The organism is Paenibacillus sp. sgz302190 (assembly GCF_059820445.1).
On record NZ_JBZYAO010000030.1, the window covers coordinates 1 to 22,202 of the forward strand.

At 49.6% G+C, this 22,202-nt stretch carries 14 protein-coding genes and 1 pseudogene; all 15 read right to left on the reverse strand.

What is annotated here, in order from left to right:
• Window positions 1–78: 78 nt before the first annotated feature.
• Window positions 79–561, reverse strand: coding sequence for a hypothetical protein (locus tag AC6RNO_RS26075; protein ID WP_497107270.1), 483 nt, complete (start codon window positions 559–561; stop codon window positions 79–81).
• A gap of 340 nt (window positions 562–901) precedes the next feature.
• Window positions 902–4,261 (reverse strand): DUF5107 domain-containing protein, encoded by a 3,360-nt coding sequence (locus AC6RNO_RS26080; protein WP_497107271.1) that lies wholly within the window; start codon window positions 4,259–4,261, stop codon window positions 902–904.
• A gap of 193 nt (window positions 4,262–4,454) precedes the next feature.
• Entirely contained in the window at window positions 4,455–5,411 is a 957-nt protein-coding gene (locus AC6RNO_RS26085; RefSeq protein WP_497107272.1) for an aldose epimerase family protein, read from the reverse strand.
• Window positions 5,412–5,416: 5 nt separating this feature from the next.
• Window positions 5,417–7,777: a beta-galactosidase gene (locus AC6RNO_RS26090; RefSeq protein ID WP_497107273.1), complete on the reverse strand. Its 2,361-nt coding sequence runs from the start codon at window positions 7,775–7,777 to the stop codon at window positions 5,417–5,419.
• Between the two features lie 98 nt (window positions 7,778–7,875).
• Window positions 7,876–9,486 (reverse strand): ABC transporter substrate-binding protein, encoded by a 1,611-nt coding sequence (locus AC6RNO_RS26095; protein ID WP_474681276.1) that lies wholly within the window; start codon window positions 9,484–9,486, stop codon window positions 7,876–7,878.
• Window positions 9,487–9,559: 73 nt separating this feature from the next.
• On the reverse strand, window positions 9,560–10,498 hold the full coding sequence (locus AC6RNO_RS26100) for an ABC transporter permease subunit (RefSeq protein ID WP_497107274.1): 939 nt from the start codon (window positions 10,496–10,498) through the stop codon (window positions 9,560–9,562).
• A 94-nt stretch (window positions 10,499–10,592) separates the two neighbouring features.
• Window positions 10,593–11,510, reverse strand: a complete 918-nt coding sequence (locus tag AC6RNO_RS26105) for an ABC transporter permease (protein WP_474681278.1) — start codon at window positions 11,508–11,510, stop codon at window positions 10,593–10,595.
• A 103-nt stretch (window positions 11,511–11,613) separates the two neighbouring features.
• On the reverse strand, window positions 11,614–13,398 hold the full coding sequence (locus tag AC6RNO_RS26110) for a histidine kinase (RefSeq protein ID WP_497107275.1): 1,785 nt from the start codon (window positions 13,396–13,398) through the stop codon (window positions 11,614–11,616).
• A gap of 3 nt (window positions 13,399–13,401) precedes the next feature.
• The gene (locus AC6RNO_RS26115; RefSeq protein WP_497107276.1) at window positions 13,402–15,015 is read right to left on the reverse strand and encodes a response regulator; all 1,614 of its coding nucleotides are present in this window, start codon (window positions 15,013–15,015) and stop codon (window positions 13,402–13,404) included.
• Window positions 15,016–15,282: 267 nt separating this feature from the next.
• The gene (locus AC6RNO_RS26120) at window positions 15,283–16,803 is read right to left on the reverse strand and encodes a family 43 glycosylhydrolase (protein WP_497107277.1); all 1,521 of its coding nucleotides are present in this window, start codon (window positions 16,801–16,803) and stop codon (window positions 15,283–15,285) included.
• A 257-nt stretch (window positions 16,804–17,060) separates the two neighbouring features.
• Window positions 17,061–18,230: a sulfite reductase subunit alpha gene (locus AC6RNO_RS26125; RefSeq protein WP_497107278.1), complete on the reverse strand. Its 1,170-nt coding sequence runs from the start codon at window positions 18,228–18,230 to the stop codon at window positions 17,061–17,063.
• A 176-nt stretch (window positions 18,231–18,406) separates the two neighbouring features.
• A pseudogene (locus tag AC6RNO_RS26130) lies at window positions 18,407–19,674 on the reverse strand (prolyl oligopeptidase family serine peptidase).
• 206 nt (window positions 19,675–19,880) lie between these two features.
• Window positions 19,881–20,390 (reverse strand): DUF402 domain-containing protein, encoded by a 510-nt coding sequence (locus tag AC6RNO_RS26135; protein WP_497107279.1) that lies wholly within the window; start codon window positions 20,388–20,390, stop codon window positions 19,881–19,883.
• A gap of 101 nt (window positions 20,391–20,491) precedes the next feature.
• Window positions 20,492–21,490 (reverse strand): hypothetical protein, encoded by a 999-nt coding sequence (locus AC6RNO_RS26140; RefSeq protein ID WP_497107280.1) that lies wholly within the window; start codon window positions 21,488–21,490, stop codon window positions 20,492–20,494.
• An 89-nt stretch (window positions 21,491–21,579) separates the two neighbouring features.
• Window positions 21,580–22,092, reverse strand: a complete 513-nt coding sequence (locus tag AC6RNO_RS26145) for a hypothetical protein (RefSeq protein ID WP_497107281.1) — start codon at window positions 22,090–22,092, stop codon at window positions 21,580–21,582.
• Window positions 22,093–22,202: the final 110 nt, after the last annotated feature.

Here is a 22,202-nt window from a genome sequence, read left to right on the forward strand (position 1 = left end):
AGATTTTTTAATTATCCGCCAGACAAAAAGCATCAATAAAATACAGTTTTAGGAACATTTTGAAACAAATTTTTCATGTCAGGTTTGATGCAAAGCTAGTGGGTTTTTGCGCTGGAAACGGTTCGTTTGGAGGAAAAGCCTGCAATTGTGCAGGAATTTCCGCTCCTGATGGGGTTGAGCTTGAATATGAGCGAAAAAAACTGCAGATTTGCAGGAATTTTTCCCAGCAAGCGCTTTTAGGTGCAAAAAGATGTACTTTTGCAGGTTTTCTTCGCGCAGCCAGGCGCTTTGTGGCTCGACAGCCTGACTTTCGCAGGCTTTCTCCCGGACCGGCCTGGCAAGCGGCCTCATGTCCACCCGCCGTGCAGCGCTGTAACCCGCGCCGGAGAGGCGCGCATCAGGAAAGAGCCGCTGTGCCGACGCCAGCCGGTACAACCGCACCGAGCGCGCAGTTCCCAGCGCACGGTGTTGCGCTGCATGACGGCGGTCGGCCGACCACATGGCCATGTCGTGCACAAACGTCCTGATAGCGCCGGAAAATTGTGCGAATACCTCCTTCATGACGCCGGGCCGCGGATGTTCCTCGAATCTTCGTTTGCCAAAAACCGGGACCCCATTAGAGTCCCGGTTTTCTTGTATACGAACCCCTCCGGTTCTCGAACCGGGGGTTCAGGAAAGCTTATGAGCCGATCTGCCAACCGCTGCCACTTGCGAATCGTGGAAATCTGTTCGAAATTTCATACAGAAATTGCACTGATTTCGTAAAATCGAGAAATAGGTGTGAAAAATCGAACAGAATCGTGCCTACAACGGTAAAAATGACTTTTGTATGCGAAAAATCATACAGAAAAGCGCAAAAGGGACTGCAATAGGCCGTCTCATGACAAGCAGTTACAACAGGTCAAGACTTCGTCATAGCCCTGTGTATCCGCGCTCCGCCATGATTGACATCCATCGCCAGAACCGTTTCCAGCTCCGCTTTCGCTTCTTCCATTTTGCCGAGACCAAGCAGGCCGAGGCCTCTCATAAATCGGCAATGAATTGTGTTGCGCTTGTCCAAATCGTCCTCGAACACTAGGAAATCCGGCAAAGAAACCGCGAAATAGTCAAATTTCACGTCATCATGCAGATGCTTTTCCGCATAGTCGATCAGCTTGTTGAACCTGCGCTTCGCTTCCTTTTCTACGCCCAGCTTGCTCCAGGCGAGTCCCTGATAAAAAATCATCTCCGGCGGCTGATCGTTGTAATACATCGCGCTCGTCGGTTCCTCCAAGCCCTGAGACGCTCGGCGGAAGCACGTTTCCGCTTCGGCCGTCTTAGACATGCCCTCGAGAGCAAGCCCCATGAAGTAGTACACATGATTCTCCTGCGCGCCCTCCAGCTTGCCTTCAGCCAGGTTATCCGGATACACAAGCGCCGTTTGCAAACGGACAAGCGCTTCCGCATACCGACCCTCCGCCAAGTCCTGCTTAGCAGCTTCCACATGTCCCAGCACATGCTGGCCGGTGACCTTGCCTTCGCCTCCCTCCCACGGGTGGAAGTTCCGAACGTCCAGCGCCTGCAGAGCTTCCCGGTGCCGCCCTAATTGGTTGAGAAGCGTTACATACTCAACGTACAAATCGTCGCGTTTCTCAACAAGCGGCATATGCGCCTGGAGGGCACATAAACGCGTCTCAGCCGGATGGCCCAGCCTCTTATAAAGCTGATCCAGCTCGTAGAATACGCGGGCATCGTCCTGCCCGAGAGCAAATGCACGCTCCAGCGATTGCAGGGCGCGTTCCGAATCGCCCAGCTTGTTATAAAAAGCGAGCGCCAAATTGCGGTGAACGGTCGCGAAAGCGCCGTTAGCTTCGCGCGAGGCCTTCCAAGCCCGGACGGCATCGTAATGCCGTTTCTTGTCGTAGTACCAGTTCCCCAAATAATAGTTCGCCTTGTCATCCGCAGCATTGGCGGAAACCGCGCTTTCCAGCGCCAGCAGCTCGAACAGGGTGTTGGGAAAGCAAAGGCCCGGTGCCGCCGCCTGCCCGGCTTCCCGATGCTGCGAAGCCAACTCCGGATGGCCGGAAAGCTCGTGCAAATAGGCAAGCGCGTAGTGAACCGTCGGATAGGCTGCTGCCGAGGCGCTCGGCGCGATTCGGTTCAGCACCTCAATCGCTTCTTTCAACAGTCCGGCGAACGCATAATCGGACGCCAAGTTCAAATAATTGTGCGCGCTGCCGTGCAGCAAACGCCGCAATTCCTCTCCGGCCTCCGACGCACCGGCCTCATCCCCGGCTTCTTGCAACGCCAGCATAAGTTCGTTTCCGGCGCCAAAGTCGGCGATATCGATCTGCAGCGTTTCTCTCGCAAAATCGGCAGCTTCTGTCCGGCATCCCCGTCTCCGCAGCAGCGCCGCCTTGAGATGGCGTGCCTTGAAATTATGGGCGTTTCGGACCAGAGACTTGCCGACAAGCTCGAAAGCCTCCTCGATCCCCCCCTGGGATGCGGCAATCTGGGCGAGCGTAAAGAAGCCGGCGTCCTGCCAGGCTCCCGACCACGTCGCCTTGTACAAAGCGGCAAACGCCTCGCGGTTTCGCCCCTGCAGCTTTAGCGACAGGCCAAGCTGGTAGTAAGCCTCGCCGTCATACGGATTCGCGTTGCGCCAGTTCAGCGATTTTACTGCCGTGCGAAAATGCTTTTCGGCCTGGGAAAACTGCCCTCGCCGCAGCAGCAGCGTGCCGTATGCGATATTGATCCGAATATCGCTCTCATCCCGCTTCAAGCCTTCCAAATAGTAAGCTTCCGGCTCGAACGTCGCGTGACGGTACTGCTCAAGATGCAGACCTGCCAGGTAAAGCTGTTCATTCGTGCGCAGTTCATGCGGCTCCGGCAAAGGTTTGGCGGCTTCCGGCACTTCTTCGATGGACGGCGCTGCGGGCCGGTAGGAAACCAACAGCCGTCCATCGGCGCTATGAACAGTAATGGTTAACTCATGCGCTTGGTCGTCATCCTCCAGGGGAACAGCCAATTCAAAGGTGGATAACGGGGATAGCGCCGCCGTTTCTTTGAAGTAGGACCGCCGCTTCCCTTTCAGCTCAATGACCGCTCCTTCGTAGAGCGAAGTCGCATAGGCCTGAGCGAGCGCTTTGCGCGTCCGGTCGTCGACCTCCAGATTGACTGCCGCTTCAATGGTCGCGTTTTTGACAACACCGATGTTCTTGTAAGGCATAAAATATTGGGTGAACGATTTCTCCTCGTAAGGCGCAAGCCAGGTGAAATCGGGCTGATTGTCCGTGAAGACGCCGGTCATCAGTTCAATATACGGACCGTCTTCGTCCGTCAGATTGCGGTCCCAGGCTTGGCCGAACTCGCCATTGCCCCAGGTCCACTGCTTTTTGCCCGGAGATACGTGATGATTGGCCACATGCAGGAGACCGGCCCGAACGCCGTGATCGTACCCGCCTACAAAGTTATAATCGGACTTGTAAGCCATATAGGAGGTCGGCACCGGAATATTGCGATAGCGGGAAATATCGACGCCTGCGGAATAATCCATTTTGTAATACGTGCCCGTAGCAATCGGAAATCGGGATACGTCACGTTTGCCGTGATCGAATACAGCGGTAACATCGGGCGGAAAAACGGACTGCGTATGATCGTTAACCGCCACCGCAGGGTTGGCCCACCAGAGGAAAGTTTGCGGCTCCGCTGTCCGGTTGTACAGACGGGCCGATATTTCCAGATATGCCTTGCCCGGATACAGGGTAAAGCCGGCCGTCATTTTCGTGCCGTACATGCGGTCGATTTCGCTTACCCACACCGTTGCGCTGCCGTTCTTGTTCTCCTCAAGCTTGTACTCGACCGGACCGTACGTATTCGGACGGTGGTGCTGCGGCCAATTGAATTCGATCCCGCCTGAAATCCAGGGTCCGGCCAATCCGACTAAGGCAGGCTTGATGACCCGGTTGTAATAGACAAAGTCGTATTGATTGGTCTTGTCCAGCGCCCGGTAAATGCGCCCGCCCAGTTCGGGCATAATCTCAATACGAACATACTCATTCTCCAAAATGGCCATGCGGTAGCTTTGGGGCCGTTTCTCATCTTCAATCCGGTCAATGACCGGGTGCGGATAAACTTTTCCGGAGCTTCCCTGATAAACCCGCTTTTCCAGAAACATCGGATTGCGGTCAGGCTCTCCGACGCCGTAAGTCGGGATGACGACATCCTCTTCCCATATTCGGACCCCTTGGAACGATTGCTCAGGTTGTGCGTATAGCGTCAAAATAAACCCTCCTTCAATTGATCGTATATGTGTACGGCAGCCGCCTTCATTCGCCAATAGACCGTTTGCAATTACCGATGGCAGTGAATCGGCGCATGGGAGTCTGTCCGACGGAGTTCATCGGACAGACTCCTGGGAGGTCCGCAAGGGACTTGCTCCCGGTGAATCCGGCGTTTTCCCAACCCCGTGACAGTCAAGCTTCCACGACGAACCCTTCGCCGATCCCGCCGGTTCCGAGCCGGACCGATATCGACCAATCCCAAGCTTCGCCGGGCTGAACGACCTGCGCCGTGCCATTGTCTCTCGCCCGGTCAAGACTGTCGTAGAAGCCGATCGACGGCTCCAATGCAATCGCATTGCGATCGTTGCCCATTCCCTCATCGATCCAGATGCCGAGATAGGGAACCCGCGCCGGATCGCATTCCATGCGGAGCCAGTTCCCGCTTATTACACCGGTCAGACCGCACCAGCCCTGCTCATGAATGCCGGGCACATAATACTTGCGGCCGTTCCCCGTCTGCCGTTCCGTTACCAGCAATTGCTCCGCCCACGGATAGGACCGGCCGGCGGTTTGGCTCAAGCCTCCGAAGACGCAAAGCACCTCTTGGACGGAAGGAGGCAATACGAGATTCGTCGGCTCCGGAACGGCGAACTGCGGATGCGGCCCCCAGAGAAACGGCAGCGGATCGCTGCCCTGATTCGCAACGCTGTAGTCCATCCGCAGTGTATCGGCGGCGGCAAAAGACAGCTTTCGCGTAAGCCGATAAGGCTTCGCCAAGCCTTCCACCGAGCAGGAGACCTGTTCTCCGGTGTACGAGTAATCCCAGGGCAGCGCCCACACTTCGCCATGGTCGGGCAGCGGACAGCGCCCCTCCGCATCCGCGAAGCAGGGATTAATCGTCGGGAAGCATTCGTCCCACCCGCTCATATCCGCTTCGCCAAAGGGAGAGCCGTAGGCCGGCCGGAGCAGCTTGCGGCTGCCGGCGTCCACCAGCCACTCCCTGTCCGCCGGTTTATAGCGCAGCGAGACGATTTTTGCCCCCAGCCCGGGAATCAGTTCAACGCGGATTACTTCCGTTTCCAGCACAAGCGACAGCCAGCCTCGGTAGGTGGACGGCCATATCCGGACGTCTTGACTTTTATCCTTCATGGGGGTCAACCTTTCTGCAGCGTAAGTTCGTATACAGGCACGGCGGCGATGCCTTTCAATTCCGCGATCGACTCCTCCGCGTTCTCGCTCCAGCCGGCCATCGTCGTATGGCTGGCGACGGTGCTGCCCTTACGGATCGGCGAGATGTAGAGGTACATTCCTTTCTGAAGCAGCCTCTCGCTGAATTGCTTCAGTCCGATTTCCCACGTTTTTCCATTGCTAAAGTTATCGTTAATCAAATCGCCGTCGATAAAGGCGTAGCCGATATCTCCCGTGTAATCGATCCGCAGCAGCGCCTCCTTGATGCCGACGAAGGCATCCGGCGAAAACGAAAGCACGGCCTTGTCATCCTTCACCCGCTTGAGCTCAAAACCGATTTCCCGGTGAGGCACCCGGAACCGGTACGCCGTAAAGAGCCCTTCCTGCTTTCGCTCCACCAGTTCGCCCCCGTTGATAAGGTCGAGCCCGTCAAAATCGGGAAATACGCGAAGCGCAATTTCTTCCGCTCCGGTCGCTTCCAGCTTCACCTCATCGCCGCTGACGAGCAGATTGCAATCCGTAAGAATAACGCGTTCGCTTCCCCAGACTGCTGTCTGCCAGAAGCCGAGGCTCTCCTCGTCGGTGAGCGTAATCAGGCGCACACTGCGTCCGGCAGCGGACGTTAGCAAGATAGGCGCGGCATTCCCCGCAGCGGGTCGTACAACCGTCAACCCATCACGCTCGAAAATCTCCCCCGATCCGGCTTCAAAACCTGCCAGCGAGGAAGTTTCAAAGGCATATTCCGGCTGCATCCCCTTCGGCGAAGCGAAGAAATAATAGGAAGCCCCGTCAACTTCCAGCCGGTTGATCAACTGCGCCATGGCATGTTCCAGCACTATGCCTTCCAGGTCAAACCGATAGGGCAGCATCGCATAGCTATTTTTGTCCAACGTCAGAGCTCCTTCGGCGGGAAAGCGAATCTCCCTATCCTTGGTGACAACGGTCACGCCGTCCGCCACGCTCAGAGCGTGTGTCTGTACATGGTCCTGATAGTTGTTCAGGAACAGGAGTCCCGAGCCCTCAGACGCCCGAACCGCGCAGCGCAGCGTATCCGTATCGGCCGGTTCCATCTTCGACGTATCGCCGGGCAGTATCGTCTTGGTCCGGCACAGCCATTTCTCAAAAGTCCGGAAAAAATAATGCTGCAGCCGCGTACGGTGATACGATTCGCGCACTTGGCCGAATTCCCCGATGCAGGCGTTAAAGTCGTAGGAAATTTTCGGCGTTGCCAGATCGTTGAGAAACACATCGCGCTTCCCGGTGGGGTTCGAGCCGCCATGGTACATATAGTACCCGATCAAATTGCAGCCTTCCGCCACCTTGATGCCGGTCATCGCCGATACACTGACATAAGGAAAATCGAAACGGTATTTGTAAAACGGCGTCATCCCGCCGCCCATCTCGCAGCAGGCATACGGATAATCCTCGGGCGTGTATCCCGGCTCGAAGTTGTAGCTGACCGGAATGTGATTGTTATGTTTGTCTCGGAATATATATTCCGGCGTCGCCGGATGCTCGCGCATATCGCCGAAACGGTCATGTTCGTAATAAATCCAGGGCCAGTGGGAATATCCGCCCCACAGCGGCAGCATCTCGGCGGCCGGAGCGTTAGCGCCTCCCCATGCCGTACAAGTGTACAACGGCGTGTCGATGCCGGCTTTAATCGCCATTTCTTTCAGCTTCAGCATATGGGCTTCACCGTCCTCCCCGCGCGTCAGCCACTCATTGCTGATGCCCGTCATCAGAGCCCATTGCGCGGCAGAGTGGCCGTGCTCGTTCTCAATCTGCGTGCCGATAATCGGCCCGCCCTGCTTGAACAGCAATCCCTGCACCTGCGAGCTGATTTGCTCATAAAGCCGCTTGGCGAAGAATAAATAACCTTCGTCATTGGAGCGCACATCGAAGGGCCGGCCGAACAGCCAATCCGGCAAGCCGCCGTTGCGGATTTCCCCATGATCGAAAGGCCCGATGCGGATGATGACGTACAGGCCATGCTTGCCGCAAAGCTCGACGAACCGCCGCAGATTTCGGCGTCCGCCCCATTCGAATAAGCCTTGAATTTCCTCATGCACGTTCCAAAAAATATAGGTGCAGACGATGTTCACGCCGCCCATTTTTATTTTGACAATCTCGTCTTCCCATGCATGCTCGTCATACCGGCTGTAATGAAATTCGCCACAGATGCCAAAAAAAGGATGGCCGTTTTTTTCCATGAAATAGTTGTTAAAGCGAATGTGCTCGCCGGTCAGGCTGCTTCCCTGCATGTAGTTTTTATCCACATCAATCGCTTTAAAATCCTGACTGGCGTCAATACGGTACGCTGGCATTTAAAATTTCCCTCCTCGCTTGTCGCTATCCTGAAAAAAAGGCAAAAGAATAGACTCTCCCGAACTGAGAGAGAGTCTTTATCCAATTGCAGCGCCGGCTACTTCTTGTTGGCCAAGAACGCGGCGGCCTGTTTCTCGACCTCGGCTTTGACCTTGTCAATGCCGGCTGCTTTCAGCTTTTTGTCGAGCGTGTCAAACGCCTCGTCCACATTTTTCACGGCTCCGAAATAAATCGGCTGGGCATATTGAGTGGACACGTTTTTCAAATTGGCGACTTCGGTTTTGATGCTTTCCGAGTTAAAGGTGAATCCCAGGTATGGCACAGGCTTCAAATAATCTTTGATTTTGCCGTTCAGTGCAATATAGCTGTCCGTCCAGGTCGCCATCGGCTTGAACAAATCTTTGTTCACGAACCAGAAGCCAGCTGCATCCGGAGGATACGTATTGGATTCGCTGGTCACGCCGGCAGGCAGGCCGATTTTGCCGTCGCTTGTAATCATATAGTTCTTCCCTTCAACGCCGAAATAAGCCAGATATACATAGGCAGGGTCTTCCATCAATAAATCAAGCGCTTCCAGCGTGCGTTCCGGATTTTTCGAGTTGGCCGCAACCGCAATCCCGTTGTTGATCCAGCTCGTTTGCGAAACTTTGCCCGACGGATACAGCATTGGCTTGACGTAGACGTCGATGCCCTTCTCCTTGGCGCTCGTCATGACGGCAGCGACATCGATGGAGTTGCCGAAAGCAACGCCCGTTTTTCCCGCTACAAAATTATCCTTGGAACGCACCTTGTTGGCGTAAGGGTTCTTGTTAATGTAGCCTTTGTCATACCAGTCCTTCATGACAGTCGCCGCATATTTCTGAGCGCTCAGGAACGGCTCTTCCGTCATGCCGACGATCTTGCCGGTCGAATCGTCAAAATCGGAGGTGATCCCTTGGGCCATCGGATCGCCGGAATCGAAAGGCGCCCCGGCCCAACCGACCTTCTCTTGCAGCAAGGTTTGATACGGTGTCGGCAAATCGTATTGCGACTCGAGATTCAGAGGAATCATGTCCGGGTAATCTTTTTTCACTTCCGCCAAATACGGTTCAATGTCCGAGAACTTTTTAAATTCCTTTATGCCGGCTTTGTCCATAATGTCTTTGCGGAACAGCGCCACATTGACCTTGCGGTCCGGCGTCGAGGTCGGCACCATGAACACATTGCCGTTCACCTTGGCGGCCGTAATCGCTTCCGGCGGCAGTTTGGCCATATGCTTCGGCATATAGGTTTTCAACATGTTCTCATCCAGCTTCAGGAATGCGTTTTTGGTCGCTTCAGACACATAGAAGTTCCAATCGGCGGCAAAAACAAAATCCACATCGGCGCCGGAAGCAAGCATCAGCGGATATTTGGACGCTACGTCTCCCCAACCGATATAATTGATTTCCAGCGTTGCGTTGATGTCCTTCTTAAGCTTGGCGTTGATCGCGCTGAGCACCTCCGGCATCCCCTTGGGCGCTTCGCCGAGCAAGTAACCGACGATCTTCACTTCTTTGGAATGATCGATCTTGCTCGTCGACGCACCGGCGGCGGCGGTTTGACCGGGCGCCTCCGACTTTGCCGGACTGCTCGAAGCATTGTTGCTCGAGGAACAGGCCGACAAGAACATCGCAGACGTCAGCACCAACGGCACAGAGAGCAGTGTAAACTTTTTGAGACTTTTCAAAATAAAGACCTCCCTTTTTTGACAAAATTTATATAAATCCCCTAACGGGAGATTTGCCATAATGCCGTGCCGTTTAGCCTTTGACAGCGCCGATCGTGACACCTTTGACAAAATATTTTTGGACAAACGGGAAGACAATCGCAATCGGCACCGTCGTAATGACGGTAAGCGCCAGCTTGAATGTTTCCTTCGGATCGTTGGTCGTTACGTGCTGGGCCATCGCAGACGAGAGATTGATCGAAGACAGCATTTTGTAGAGCAAATACTGCAGGGTGACATACTGCGGTTTGTCTGTAAACATCATGGCCGTCCACCAATCGTTCCAGTAGGCGAGCGCCGTGAACAAACCGATGGAAGCCAAAGCCGGTTTGCTAAGCGGAAGCACCATTTGGAAAAAAATCCGGAAGTCCCCCGCCCCGTCAATGCGCGCCGACTCGACAAGCGGCTCGGGTATACTGCTGCTGATGAAACTTCTGAGAATCAGCACATACATCACGTTAAACATCGGAACGAGCAGCAGCACGAGATAAGTGTTTTTCAAATGAAGATCGCTGCTGATCCACAAATAATAAGGGGCCAGTCCCCCGTTGAACAGCGTCGTGAAGAACAGAAAGAACGCCAAACCGTTGCGGTACTTCACTTCTTTGCGGTACAGCACATAAGCTGCCATCGTCGATATGAACAGGGAAATCGCTGTGCCGATGACCGTCGTGAGCAGTGTTACCTTGAAAGCATTCAACACGTCTTCGGGATAACGGAAGATGATCCTGTATGCTTCAACGGAGAAAGAGCGGGGCCAGAACCAGTATCCGTCCTTCAGCACCGAAGCCTCGGAGGAAAAAGAGCCCGCCAGCATGACGATAAAAGGAATCAAGCAGAATAGCGCAATCAGACTGACCAGCGTGTAGGAAATCGATTGAAACAACCGGTCCTGCTGCGGCCCGCCCTTTTTCAAGGTTGGCCGGTTCGCGGCAGGAACCGCCGATTCATAGGACTTAACATTGGCTTCCATGTACGTTCACTCGCTTTCTGCAGGATAGGCCTAGGAGTCTGTCCGACGGAGCTGCTTTTGTGCATACCTTCCACGGACTTCATCGGACAGACTCCTAGAACAGGGCTTGCTCAGGCTCATAACGCTTGACCAGATAATTGGCGGTCAGGATGATGATCAAGGTCAGCACTGATTGATAGAAGCCCACGGAAGATGCCATGCCGAAGTCCAGAGATCCTACCAGCGAGCGGAACACCAGCGTGTCAATAATATCGGTTGCATCCATCAGCGACCCGTTGTTGCCGATCAACTGGAAGAACATATCGAACTCGCCGCGCATAATCCGCCCAAGTCCGAGCAAAAGCAAAATAATCATAGTCGGCTTGAGAAGAGGCAGCGTGATTTTGAAAATTTTCTGGAACCGCGTTGCGCCATCGATCGTCGCCGCTTCATAAATCTCCTGATCGATACCGACGATCGCCGCCAGGTACAGCACACTGCCGAATCCAACCCATTTCCAGACATACAGGATCGGCAGGAGCAAATACCAGTACGAGCTCGTGGAGTAAATGTCGATCGGCTCCATGTGGAAAAAACCAAGTATCCGGTTGACAATGCCGTATTCGTAATTCAGAAAGTTGTAGACGAACGCGGAAACCGTGACCCAGGAAATGAAGTAGGGGAGAAACATAAAGGTTTGCGCTATTCTTTTAAACCAATTCGTGTAAATTTCGGAAATAAGCACAGCGGACAAAATCGAGAATACGGTATAGACGCCAAGAAACACGGCATTGTAAACAATCGTATTTTTCGTCACGAGCCACGCTTTGCCTGAAGAAAAAAAGTAATGAAAGTTCTCCAGTCCGTTCCAGGGACTCAGAAAAATCCCGTCTTTGTAGTTAAACTCCTTGAAAGCCATCACAATGCCGGCCATCGGCACATAGGCAAAGACGATAAAATAAATGGCGATCGGGAGAAACATCAAATATAACGGCCATCTCACCCGAAGCTCGCGGATTACGCCCAAGTCCATCACCCTCCATCCCTTTTCTTAGAACAACATTTATCTGTGTCTTTATTGTAAAGGGACGGCAGCTTCGCAAGTAGCGGTTAAACCTATGAAAACCTTTGAATTTCTAAGCTTCGATCTGAGCGGGCAGCCGAATCAGGACACGGGTCCCTTTGCCGGGTTCGCTTTGAAATTTCAAACCGTACACCGCACCGTATGCGATCCGCAGCCGCTCCTGGATATTGCGGACGCCATAGCCGCCTCCTTTGCTCCCGCTGCTTCTCTCTTTAAAAATATGGTTCATCTGCTCGGCATCCATCCCGACGCCGTCATCCGCGACTTCAATGAGAAGATCGCCGTCCTCCAGCCAGGAGGAGATGCATATGGCTCCCTCCTCAGGCTCCTTCTCCATAATGCCGTGGAGAATGGCATTTTCCGCAAGCGGTTGCAGCAGTATTTTCGGAACCCGGTAATCATACAAATTTCTGGATACTTCCATCTGCAGGCGAATACCGCCGCCAAAGCGCATATTTTGAATGCGGACGTACGCCTCCATATGCTTGAGCTCATTCCCCAGTGTGACGTATTCCTTTCCGCTGGAAAGACTCAGTTTGTAAAAGACCGCGAGCTCGTCCACAACCCGCGAAATATCGGAGGCGCCCGATTCAATCGCCATGACATTAATCAAATCCAGCGTATTATATAGAAAATGCGGATTGATCTGAGCTTGCAGCGCCTGCAGCTCCTTGTTCTTGACTTCCCTCCCGAGCAAAAACGTTTCATCCATAAGATTGGATATATTATTGGCCATTTCATTGAAATTGCGGGTCAACTCGCCGATTTCATCCTCACTGACCGGCAGATGCGCCAGAGGGAATCTTCCGTTCTTCACCATGCGGATATGCGCGATCAGCCGGAGAATGCGCTTGGTCGCCCGGTTGGTAACCAAATAGGACAACGGCAGCATTAAAGGCACAATGAGAAGAAAAATCCATATCGTCCGATTCCGGGCCTTATTGCTGGAGGCCAAAATATCCGAATAGGGAACAATCATCGCCACCACCATATCCGTGCGGGGAATTTCCTGCACACCGAGCAAATAACGCTGACCGCCAATCGAATAGCGGTCGTTCCAATCGTTCGCGTTCGGGGAGCTCTTATACTTATTAATGATCGCATCCGATTGTTCGGACGTAAGGGGAAAATGCTTGGAGGCGCTGAGCACTTCCCCGCGCTTGTTAAACAACAGAGAGAAGGTATTTTGGGTTAGCACAGCATGATCCAAAACATTCTGAATGCCGCTTTTCGTGACGCGCGCACGAACCAAACCGTCGAATTGCTGAAGGTTATGCGAATTAGGGATTTTGCGGATCACGCTTAGCTCCTGGGGATCGGCGTCGCCATCCAACACGGAAGAAGGCAGCCAGGTAATCACGGCATTCTCGTTTGCAAAATGTTGGAACCATGGCTCATTCTCCAACTTCCTGATACTGAGAAAGTCAGGATTTTCCGTCGCTCCGGCCAGTCCTTGTTTCATATAGAGCTGAATCGTTTCGATATCCTCATTGTATCGAAACTGATTCACCAACCGGGACAATTGGAGCGCATTCATATGCCACAAATTCACGTCAAGATAAGGCGTGGAATCCGCGATCACATTTTCCTGCACCAGGTTGTTGAAAGCGACAAAGTTGAGCACTTCCGTAATGGCCTGGCTTTTGTATTGAAGGTAGGAATTGGTTTCATCCAGCATCTTGCGCGCCAAATACAGCGCATTATCCTTGCTTTCCTGCCGGTTTGTTTGGATATTGATAAACAGGAGTATCAAAAAAGGAACCATGATGACCAGCACATAGGAGGAGAACAACTTGTAACGAATGCCCAGATTTCTGAAAGATAGCCGTCTCTTCATGAGTCACACTTTCCCTGTCATTTTCGACAGCTTCTCCCTGTATTCGCTTGGCGTCACGCCCGCATATCGTTTGAAGAAGGTCGTGAAATAGTTCGCGTCTGCAAAGCCTAACCGGGAAGCCACCTCCAGGAGCTTCATGTCTTGATCGCGAAGCAGCTCCTTCGCCTTATCCAGGCGTGTTTCGGTTATGAATTCCTTAATGGTCTGACCGCGCTGCTTCTTAAAATAAGAGCATAGATACGTCTCGCTAAGCTTGACATGCTGTGAAATCGCATGAATGCCAAAGCCTTTCTCATGAAAGTGGGCAAGTGTAAAACGGATAATCTCCCTCAGCTTTCCCGTGCCCGCAGCGCCGTCATCCGCGCTCATGTCAAAAGACTCGACAGAGGACAGCAGGTAAGCTGCCAGCAAATCCAGGCTGGGGAGGCGGTCGATTTCTTTCCAGATATACCGCCGCTCGGCATTATCGGAACGCTCGGTTACGCCAAGCTGAGCCGCGGTCTCCATGATCGCGAGCAGCATTTGGAAATAGGTATCCTTGACCCGAGGGATATCAAGATCCTGCACATCTTTGACGCGGGCTGTCCAGCGGCGGATCGTCTCCTTCACCAGATCGATGTCGCCTTTGCGAAGTTCGCTGCGCAGCCGGCGTATTTCGTCCCAATCCGTATGAAGCGGAACGCTCGGACTCAGCTTGTCGGCAAACACGGGGGCCTGGCCGTTCGTATAAAATTGAAAACTGACAGCATGAACAGCCTGGCGGTACGCATGCGGGATGTCCATAAGCTCCGCGGCTGCTCCCCCTACCCCCAGCCGCAGTTCGATCATCGGACCTGCCATCCTTTTGAGCTCAGCCTGCATGTCTTCGATCCACTCCCGCCCTGCCTGATAGGAACTTCCATAACATCCGGGCAATATGAGGACAAGGGCATGAGAGGCGTCAAAGCCGGTCAATACCTGATGCGACCGAAACGACGGATGCCGGCCAATCGTGACCAGTATGCGCTCTTGCACCATAACCGGGTTCTCGGGATGATCCGTTGGGCTCCAGAATAGCGTGGCAACAGCCACCGTGTAGGGGCCGTTGAGGGGAAGGAGAAAGGTTTCCCGATTTTGCAAAGCCTGCAGCGTATGCCCGGTCGAGGGACTGGAAACCAGCCTTCTAACCATCTCCTGCCGCAAAATCGGCAGGCTGCGGTCCAAATCCGCCTGCAGCAATCCGTAAGTCTCGGCCTTCTTGATCTCCTCGCGGCGCAGCTGCACCGCCTCCTCCACAGTTCGGCGCACCTCTTCCAGATTGATCGGCTTCTCCAAATATGACAACGCTTTCAAATGAATCGCCGATTTGAGATATTCCTTGTCGGAAAAACCGCTTAGGAAAATAATTTTGCAGGCCGGATCTTCTTGCCGATAAGCTGCGGCGAAATCAATGCCGTTCATTTTGGGCATGCGCACGTCGCACAGAATAACATCCGGCCGCTGCACCTTGGCCACATCGATCGCGACTTGACCGTTTTTGGCGGTCTCCACTTCAGAAATTCCGATCTCCTCCCAAGGTATATAATGCTGCAGCAGGTCCCGCGTACGGTTCTCATCGTCTACAATCAACAATTTCATGATGGTTATCTCCTTTATGCTTCATTCCGGCAAAGGACTAACAGGGTATCAATATAATAATAGTTGATGACACCGGATGATCAAAGAGGATAAACTTTGGATTTTCTTTTTATTCTTCAGCACCCTCTCCGAGTGCCCCTGCTCTGGCATGAATATGCATGCAAAAAGACGCTCCCAATCCCACTTGTATAGTGGTTTTGGAGGCGTCTTTTGGGACTTTGTCGTTCTTCAATAGTCTGTGTTTCGAATCTCTCAAGCCTCAATCAATCAATTCTTGACGAAGGACCAATCATCCACCCTCACCCAGTTGTTGGCGCCCGCTACCGAGAAAACGCCGATTTGCGCCGATCCGTTTGTAACCGCAACGTTAGGTATGGTCACCTGCGTCCAGGAACTGATTGCAGAATTGATCGGATAATCAATTTCGGCGCCCCCGTAATTTTTCACAAAAATCTGGGCTGTTGACTGACCGCCGCTGCTTCTAACCCATACTTTCAAGGTATACGTGCCATTGGGCAGATTGGAAAGATTTTGATAGCGGCTTGCGCTGTAGGCACTCGATGCCGACTGTGTCGCGGCCCAGTTTCCGGTATGTCCGCCGGAAACATTGGAATTCGGGTCCGTCGACACATTACTCCAGATCAGCCAACCGGCCAATGCATTCTGCGAGACGCGATCCGCCTCGTAACTTGGATTCATGACGTAGTTGTTACCGCTTCCAACACTCCATGTACCGGCCGCCGCATCCAGGTTGATCTGACTCAGCGAGTTGAAGGTTGGCGTCGTACCGTTGAAGGAAAGCGGCAGCCACTCGTTGTATCCGATTCCGTTGCCCGCGAAATCGCTCCAACGGTCTCCGCCGAACAGCACAGTCGTGCCGGATGTCCCCTGTACCTTGATGAACATGGAGGTTTGCGAAACATGGGAGAAATCGGCATCGGTGCCGTTCATGACGGATTCACTCGAATACGGCCCCTTTATATTCGTGGCTGTAATGTAATAGGTATGGGAAGCATTCCAGCCATGCAGGTCCGAAGAGCATAAATAATAGACCCCGTTATATTTGAACATAGCATTTCCTTCGCGGCCGCCGGAAGAACTGTTATACACATTCGTTGCCGGCTCGACGTTCAAATAATCGGAAGCCCGCAGCTCAGAGACATAAAGATGGGTTCTGCCGTTTGTGTTGCTGAAAATCAGATAAGCCTTGCCATCGTCATCGACAAACGTCGACTGATCCCCCGACATATTATTGACGACATTGCCGATAGAAGTCTGAACATGATCGAAAGTAAATGTACCCGTAGGTGTGTCGCTTGTAGCAAAGGCGATTCCGCTTCCGGCCGGACCTACATATTGCGTAATGAGGACGTATTTTTGCGTATTCGTGTTGTACACGACGCCAAGTCTGCCTAACCAGCTGGCATCCCAAGTCGAGCCGTCCGTCGCGCCCGTGATGACATTTCCACAGAAGGTCCAATGAACCAAATCCGTGGAGGAATAACAAGTCACCGCGCTGAACTTCGTATCGCTGTTCTTCTTCGTCGGATTATTGTAATAAGTGACCGCGCCGTTGTATTTCACCCCATACCAATAATACGTACTGCCAACTTTAAGGACGTTGCCTCCCTGGGAGTATATCGGATTGTTCGAGGTGTCCTTCCAGAATTCATCGTTATTTAAGGTTTGGCTGGATGCACTGACAGTTGCCGCTCCGATCAAAACTGAAGCGAGCATGATAAGAAGATAGCTTTGAATAACGGAGACCCATTTCATGCTTCTTTTCATGATAACCTTCCCTTCACTTGAATTATTGGATGCTTTATTCATAAAATCAAAACTGCCGCCTTCGCTCCTTTCTTGATTATTTTTATTTCAATTCCAAATATAAAACGCTTTCATTTTTAATGACATATGACAATCCTTCGATTTCCTTTGTAAAGTTATTTGGATACAAAAAAAGAGTGACTTCAAATGACCGCTAATTGCGGTATAAAGTCACTCTTTTTGAAATTATGCGGCAGCGCCGCTAACAGCTTTAGATTTTAATACACGTCACGTTGGTAACGTTTTTGCTCTTGCATATCATTTAGATACGCTTCGGCTGCTTCACGGTTCATCATACCTTCTTTTTCAATTACATCAATAAGCGCGTTGTGGACATCTTTCGCCATGTTTTGCTTATCTCCGCAAACGTAGAAGTATGCTCCTTTTTCCAGCCATTCAAATAATTCTTTGCTGTTCTCAAGCATTTTATGTTGTACATATACTTTTTGCGCGGCATCGCGGGAGAACGCAGCCTCTATTCTTGTCAATACCCCATCTTTTTGATATTCTTCCAACTCGTCCTGATAAAGGTAATCCGTCGCTGAATGCTGGTCTCCAAAAAATAGCCACGATCTGCCTGTTCCTTTATTCACTGCACGTTCCTCGATAAAGGAACGGAATGGCGCAATGCCTGTCCCAGGACCAACCATAATAATATCTTTATCTGGAGATTCCGGCAGATGAAAGTGTTTATTGGGCTGAATAAATACCGGAAGCGTATCGCCTTCTTGAATGCGTTCTGCAACTAATACAGAACAAACCCCTTTTCGTTCGCGTCCGTGAGCCATATAGCGGACAGCGCCGATCGTTAGATGCACTTCCTCAGGATGAGCGGCAATGCTGCTTGCAATCGAATAGAGCCGCGGTGTCATTTTTCTTAAAAGAGCGACCATTTCCCCGGCCGAAGCTTTCCATGGACCGAAATCGCGCAACATATCGAGCAAATCACGCCCATTGGTATATTCTTTCAGTTGGTCGGCATTTTCAGCTAACAAAAGCTTTCGCAGCTCTTCGTTTTCTGTGAATTCCACAGCCTGCTGCAAAATCTTTTTCGACAACAGCGTAATTTCAAAATGAGCGGTTAACGCTTCCTTCAGCGGAAGTGTATCGCCTTCCTTATTAATTATAACTGGTGTTTCTTCATCCCACTTCATTTCCTCAAGAAGGGAAGCCACTAATTCCGGATCATTTTGAGGGATAATACCAAGAGCATAGCCTGGGATATAGGAAAGGTCAGATCCTTTTAACGACAACTCGATATGTCGAGTTTCTTTACTCGAACCGGCTCCATTTAAATTTACATTTTTGAGAACTTTCGCTTGAAACGGATTTGTCCTTGAAAATGTTGCAGGGCCCTTTGAGACATCTGTTGATTGCATAGTCTTCACCTCAAAAATTATATTAATCTAGAATAACACAAGAAGTAAAAATAATACATGTTTTTTGTATGACAATTGTGGCTCCCCATGTAAAACAAAACAAAAGGAGCTGCGCCGAGACAGCTCCTTTTGTTGCTTTCCTATAATACCATCTGCATAAATCGCAGAAGGGTCAAAGTCTTTCGCTATTTTTTTAATGATTGAGCAGCCAGCCATTCCATAATCGTTATCTTTTTCCCGTTTATTGCAGCTATGCATTCGTTGTTATACACATAAATCCAAGACCAATGACCATTGTATTCGTATGGCGTGCCATCCGCTTTCTTATACAAGCCCGTAGTGTCATGTACATTCTCAAACAAGGAGATTTGGACATTTTGGGCTCCCGCTTGGATTAACCGGTCATACGTTGGATTGACGAAGTTAGCCGGAGGCACGATCGGATCTGTTTTTGCAGCCGTGAACCAGATTGGAAGGTTTTTCATTGTCTGAATATCCGCATCACTGATAAGTGTATCTTTCAATGCTTCACAGGTTGGGAACGCAGCTGCAAAGTAGTTGGGATAATCGCGAATCATCAGCATGGTCATATACCCGCCGTTGGAGTCGCCGCCGATATATATGCGATCAGTATCAATATCTTTATGTTCGGCAACATAATTTTGAATCAAAGCCATCAGCGATTTCTCATATTTTGAGGTGCCGTCCCCAAACCCCGTTAAACCATCCATCCAAAAAGTCGGTGTCTGAGGCGCTAGCACATAAGCTCCATTAAAATAGGATTGCATCTCTTTTGAGGCGAAATTGACCGCCTTGTTTCCGGCAATAGCAATGGTTGGATCCGTTCCTCCTTCTCCGGCGCCATGCAACCAAATGATTAACGGATTTTTTTGTTGTCTTTTGCCGGCACATAGCTTGCATACGTCAAAGTGATATTATCGTTGGTTGCTTTACCGGTTGTAAACTCATCTACAAGTTTCCTGGTTCCACCTGCAAACGTATTCACAACTAACCCTGAAATTTTTCCCGCTGGTGTATGAATGTCTTTCTGTTGAGTAATCGTATACTCGTTCGTAATCCATGCATTAAATCTTGTTCCGGCCAAATCATAGTTAATACCTGAACCTAAAGTTATACTCGGACCAATCTGCATTTCCAGAACGACATAGTTCCCCATTTTGAATGCAGGATTTCCCTTTTTATCAGCAACGTAAGCTTTAGTGACTACCCGGTCGCCTTCCTCGATAAAAGGATTTTTCAACCTGCTGTCGCTTCTTACTACATGCACTTTGAAAGTATCCGGTGTTACCGAACCCTTGGGTATCGGTTTGCCTACATCAATAATCAACTTCGTAATTGCCGGGCCCCAATCTTCGATTTCCGTAACAGTCCGATAAGAGTTTGATTGTGTCTGTTGCTTAGCCATCGCATTCATGCCAAATGAAAACGCCATACAAATTGCTAAAATACTTGTTATTGCAGCTTTGTAATTTTTGCTCCATTCATTTAACATGTTTCTACACCTCCCGATTTTATGATGGTATATCCTTTGAAGCGCTTACATTTTATATTATAATAAAATCCTTGTAATATCCCGACTTATTGATATTAAAATTCCGACATCAATACCGATTATACATCGCAGCGGCGGAACTTCGTTTATTTGGGTATTCGTTCAATAAAGCGTTCAATGGTACCGTCGAATGGAAAGTCCCTATTTTTGATGCGTTCCTTTAAATGAGCCAATTCTTGTTTTGCCCTCTGAATCAATTCATCCGGGTATGAAAATTTTATTGCATTACTTTCAAATTCATCTTCGTCAACAACCTTCCACTCTCCGTTTCTCTGGACTAGATCAAGGTCTAAATCCACAAAAGACACAACATTTCCGTTGATTTGGGCAGGCTGATTGATATTGCAGTAATACTGATTAATTTCCCCATCTACAACGTCAGCACTAACCGTAAACCACAATTCCGACGAAAAGAACTCTATAGTCCAGTTTTCCATAGTAAAAATTTTTTGCTTAGTAAAATGCTGCAATTGCCTTCCCTGCTCGCCAAGTACAACCATATACGTGCTTGTCTTCTCTAGAAGTCGAGTATTCCATTTATAATGCAGACGATTTCCGTATTTCATTGCTTGGATAGTGATCTGTTGATTATTCATGCTTTAACCTAATCATGATTATCATATGAATTTTCACCTTTCTTAGCCCATGCTATAGCTTTCTTGACCCTATCATGATATTCTTACACCCACAAAAAGCATCACTTAAAGTAAGCTTGAATCTTATCAAATAATGCTTTCTCCGCATGGGTGCTCAAAGAGAACATACTATAAACCCTACTTAAATGCAAAATAGCCTTAGTAGCCAGGAACTGCGATGATTTTTCACGAACATCAACAGGTATTTCGGGATAGGCTTGAATACAAGACATAAGATGATTGGCTAATTGTTGAGCTACTTTATTTAGATATTCACCTTTTATCGTCTTAGCATCATATTTAGGCAAGATCCTCTCATCGAAAGTCTGCCATAAACCTGATTGAAATTGTTTTGTGAATTTTCCACCAGCGTTTTTTTCTCCCAGCCCAAATGAATCATTTGCTGAACTCATATCGTTTGCACCGGTTTTTTCGTTTTTTGAAGAACCTTTCGCTTTCGTGCCACTAATCTTGGGAATCAGTGTATTTGGCAAGCTATTTCTAAGCAATATATACTCCTTAATTAGATTTTGAACAACCGATCCTTTACGAAGATCGGAAACAGTACCAGGATTTGAATAATCGTTGTTGTTACTTATGTTAGTAATTGCCGCGTCTATTTGTCCTTGTTCTGTTGCATCTGCCTTCTTATAATTTGGAAGCTCTCTAATCGCATCACAAAGATTAAGAAGTGCAATAATCGCTGTCTGAAAACTTTTCCCGTGTACAGCGTGAATCGCAGCATCTTCGAAAACGACAAATGCCGTACTATGAGCACCTCCTGTTGTTCCTTCCCCTCTTTCAATACTTACTTTGCTAATAGTAGGATTCAAAGGATCTGTAACATCATCAAACTCTACATTCGTCATCAAGCGTTGAACATAAACTTCACTACCAGCACCAGAGAAAACATTTTTAACCATTCGCTGTACAGCTTGATTGCCAATTGTCTTATGTAAGAGGTGGGTATTTGAAATTAAACTATGAAGAGAATCAACATTAGATTGACTTGCAGCCGAACGATCTGTTGTTTTGCGTAGTCTTGTTTGAAATTCGTTCATTCAATTTCACCATCACTTTTCCAATAGATCATCGTCAAATTGTTCCAGCAAATCCTGCCGCGCATTTTCCTCATTAGCCCTAACAGGAACTAGCCAAAGATAGCAACCCAAATTTGCTTTAAAACATGTGGACTGCTCTCTTGAGGATAAAATATTATTGTAAAAAGTAATGTTAACAGTATTGCCCCAGAAACAAAAGCAGCGCGATTCAAATATCTTGTTTTTATAAAACTAATAACTATTACTGTGCTGTTTAAAAGAAATATAAACGGTAAGTAAATAATTCTACCAAGACCAGTATTAGGAAAATACGCGATTAATAATGTAATCATAAGTATTGAAGGTAAGATTGCTAATAGATACTTATCTACACTACTTGTCTTATTCCATTCAGGTAATATTCTAAGAAAAGTATTGTTACAATTGAGGCAGGTGCTCACATAGGGAAAAACTAAAGGAATCAAAGCAAATAATGCTTCATAATGAATCCCTCCGATAAAAAATAGGAAGGTTAAAAATATGTAAATAGATAATAATATTCTGGTTAAAATAGAATCTGTTTGTTTTATTTTGTCACTGTTACAAGTTGGACAAGCCTTCATGCTAACCTCCGGGTTAGTTGAATGATTTCACCACTCTATATTCGCCAATGCCATTTCCATATCCTGCTAAGTTGTGAGCGTGACATAGATGAGATTTCGTCAAAAATCAA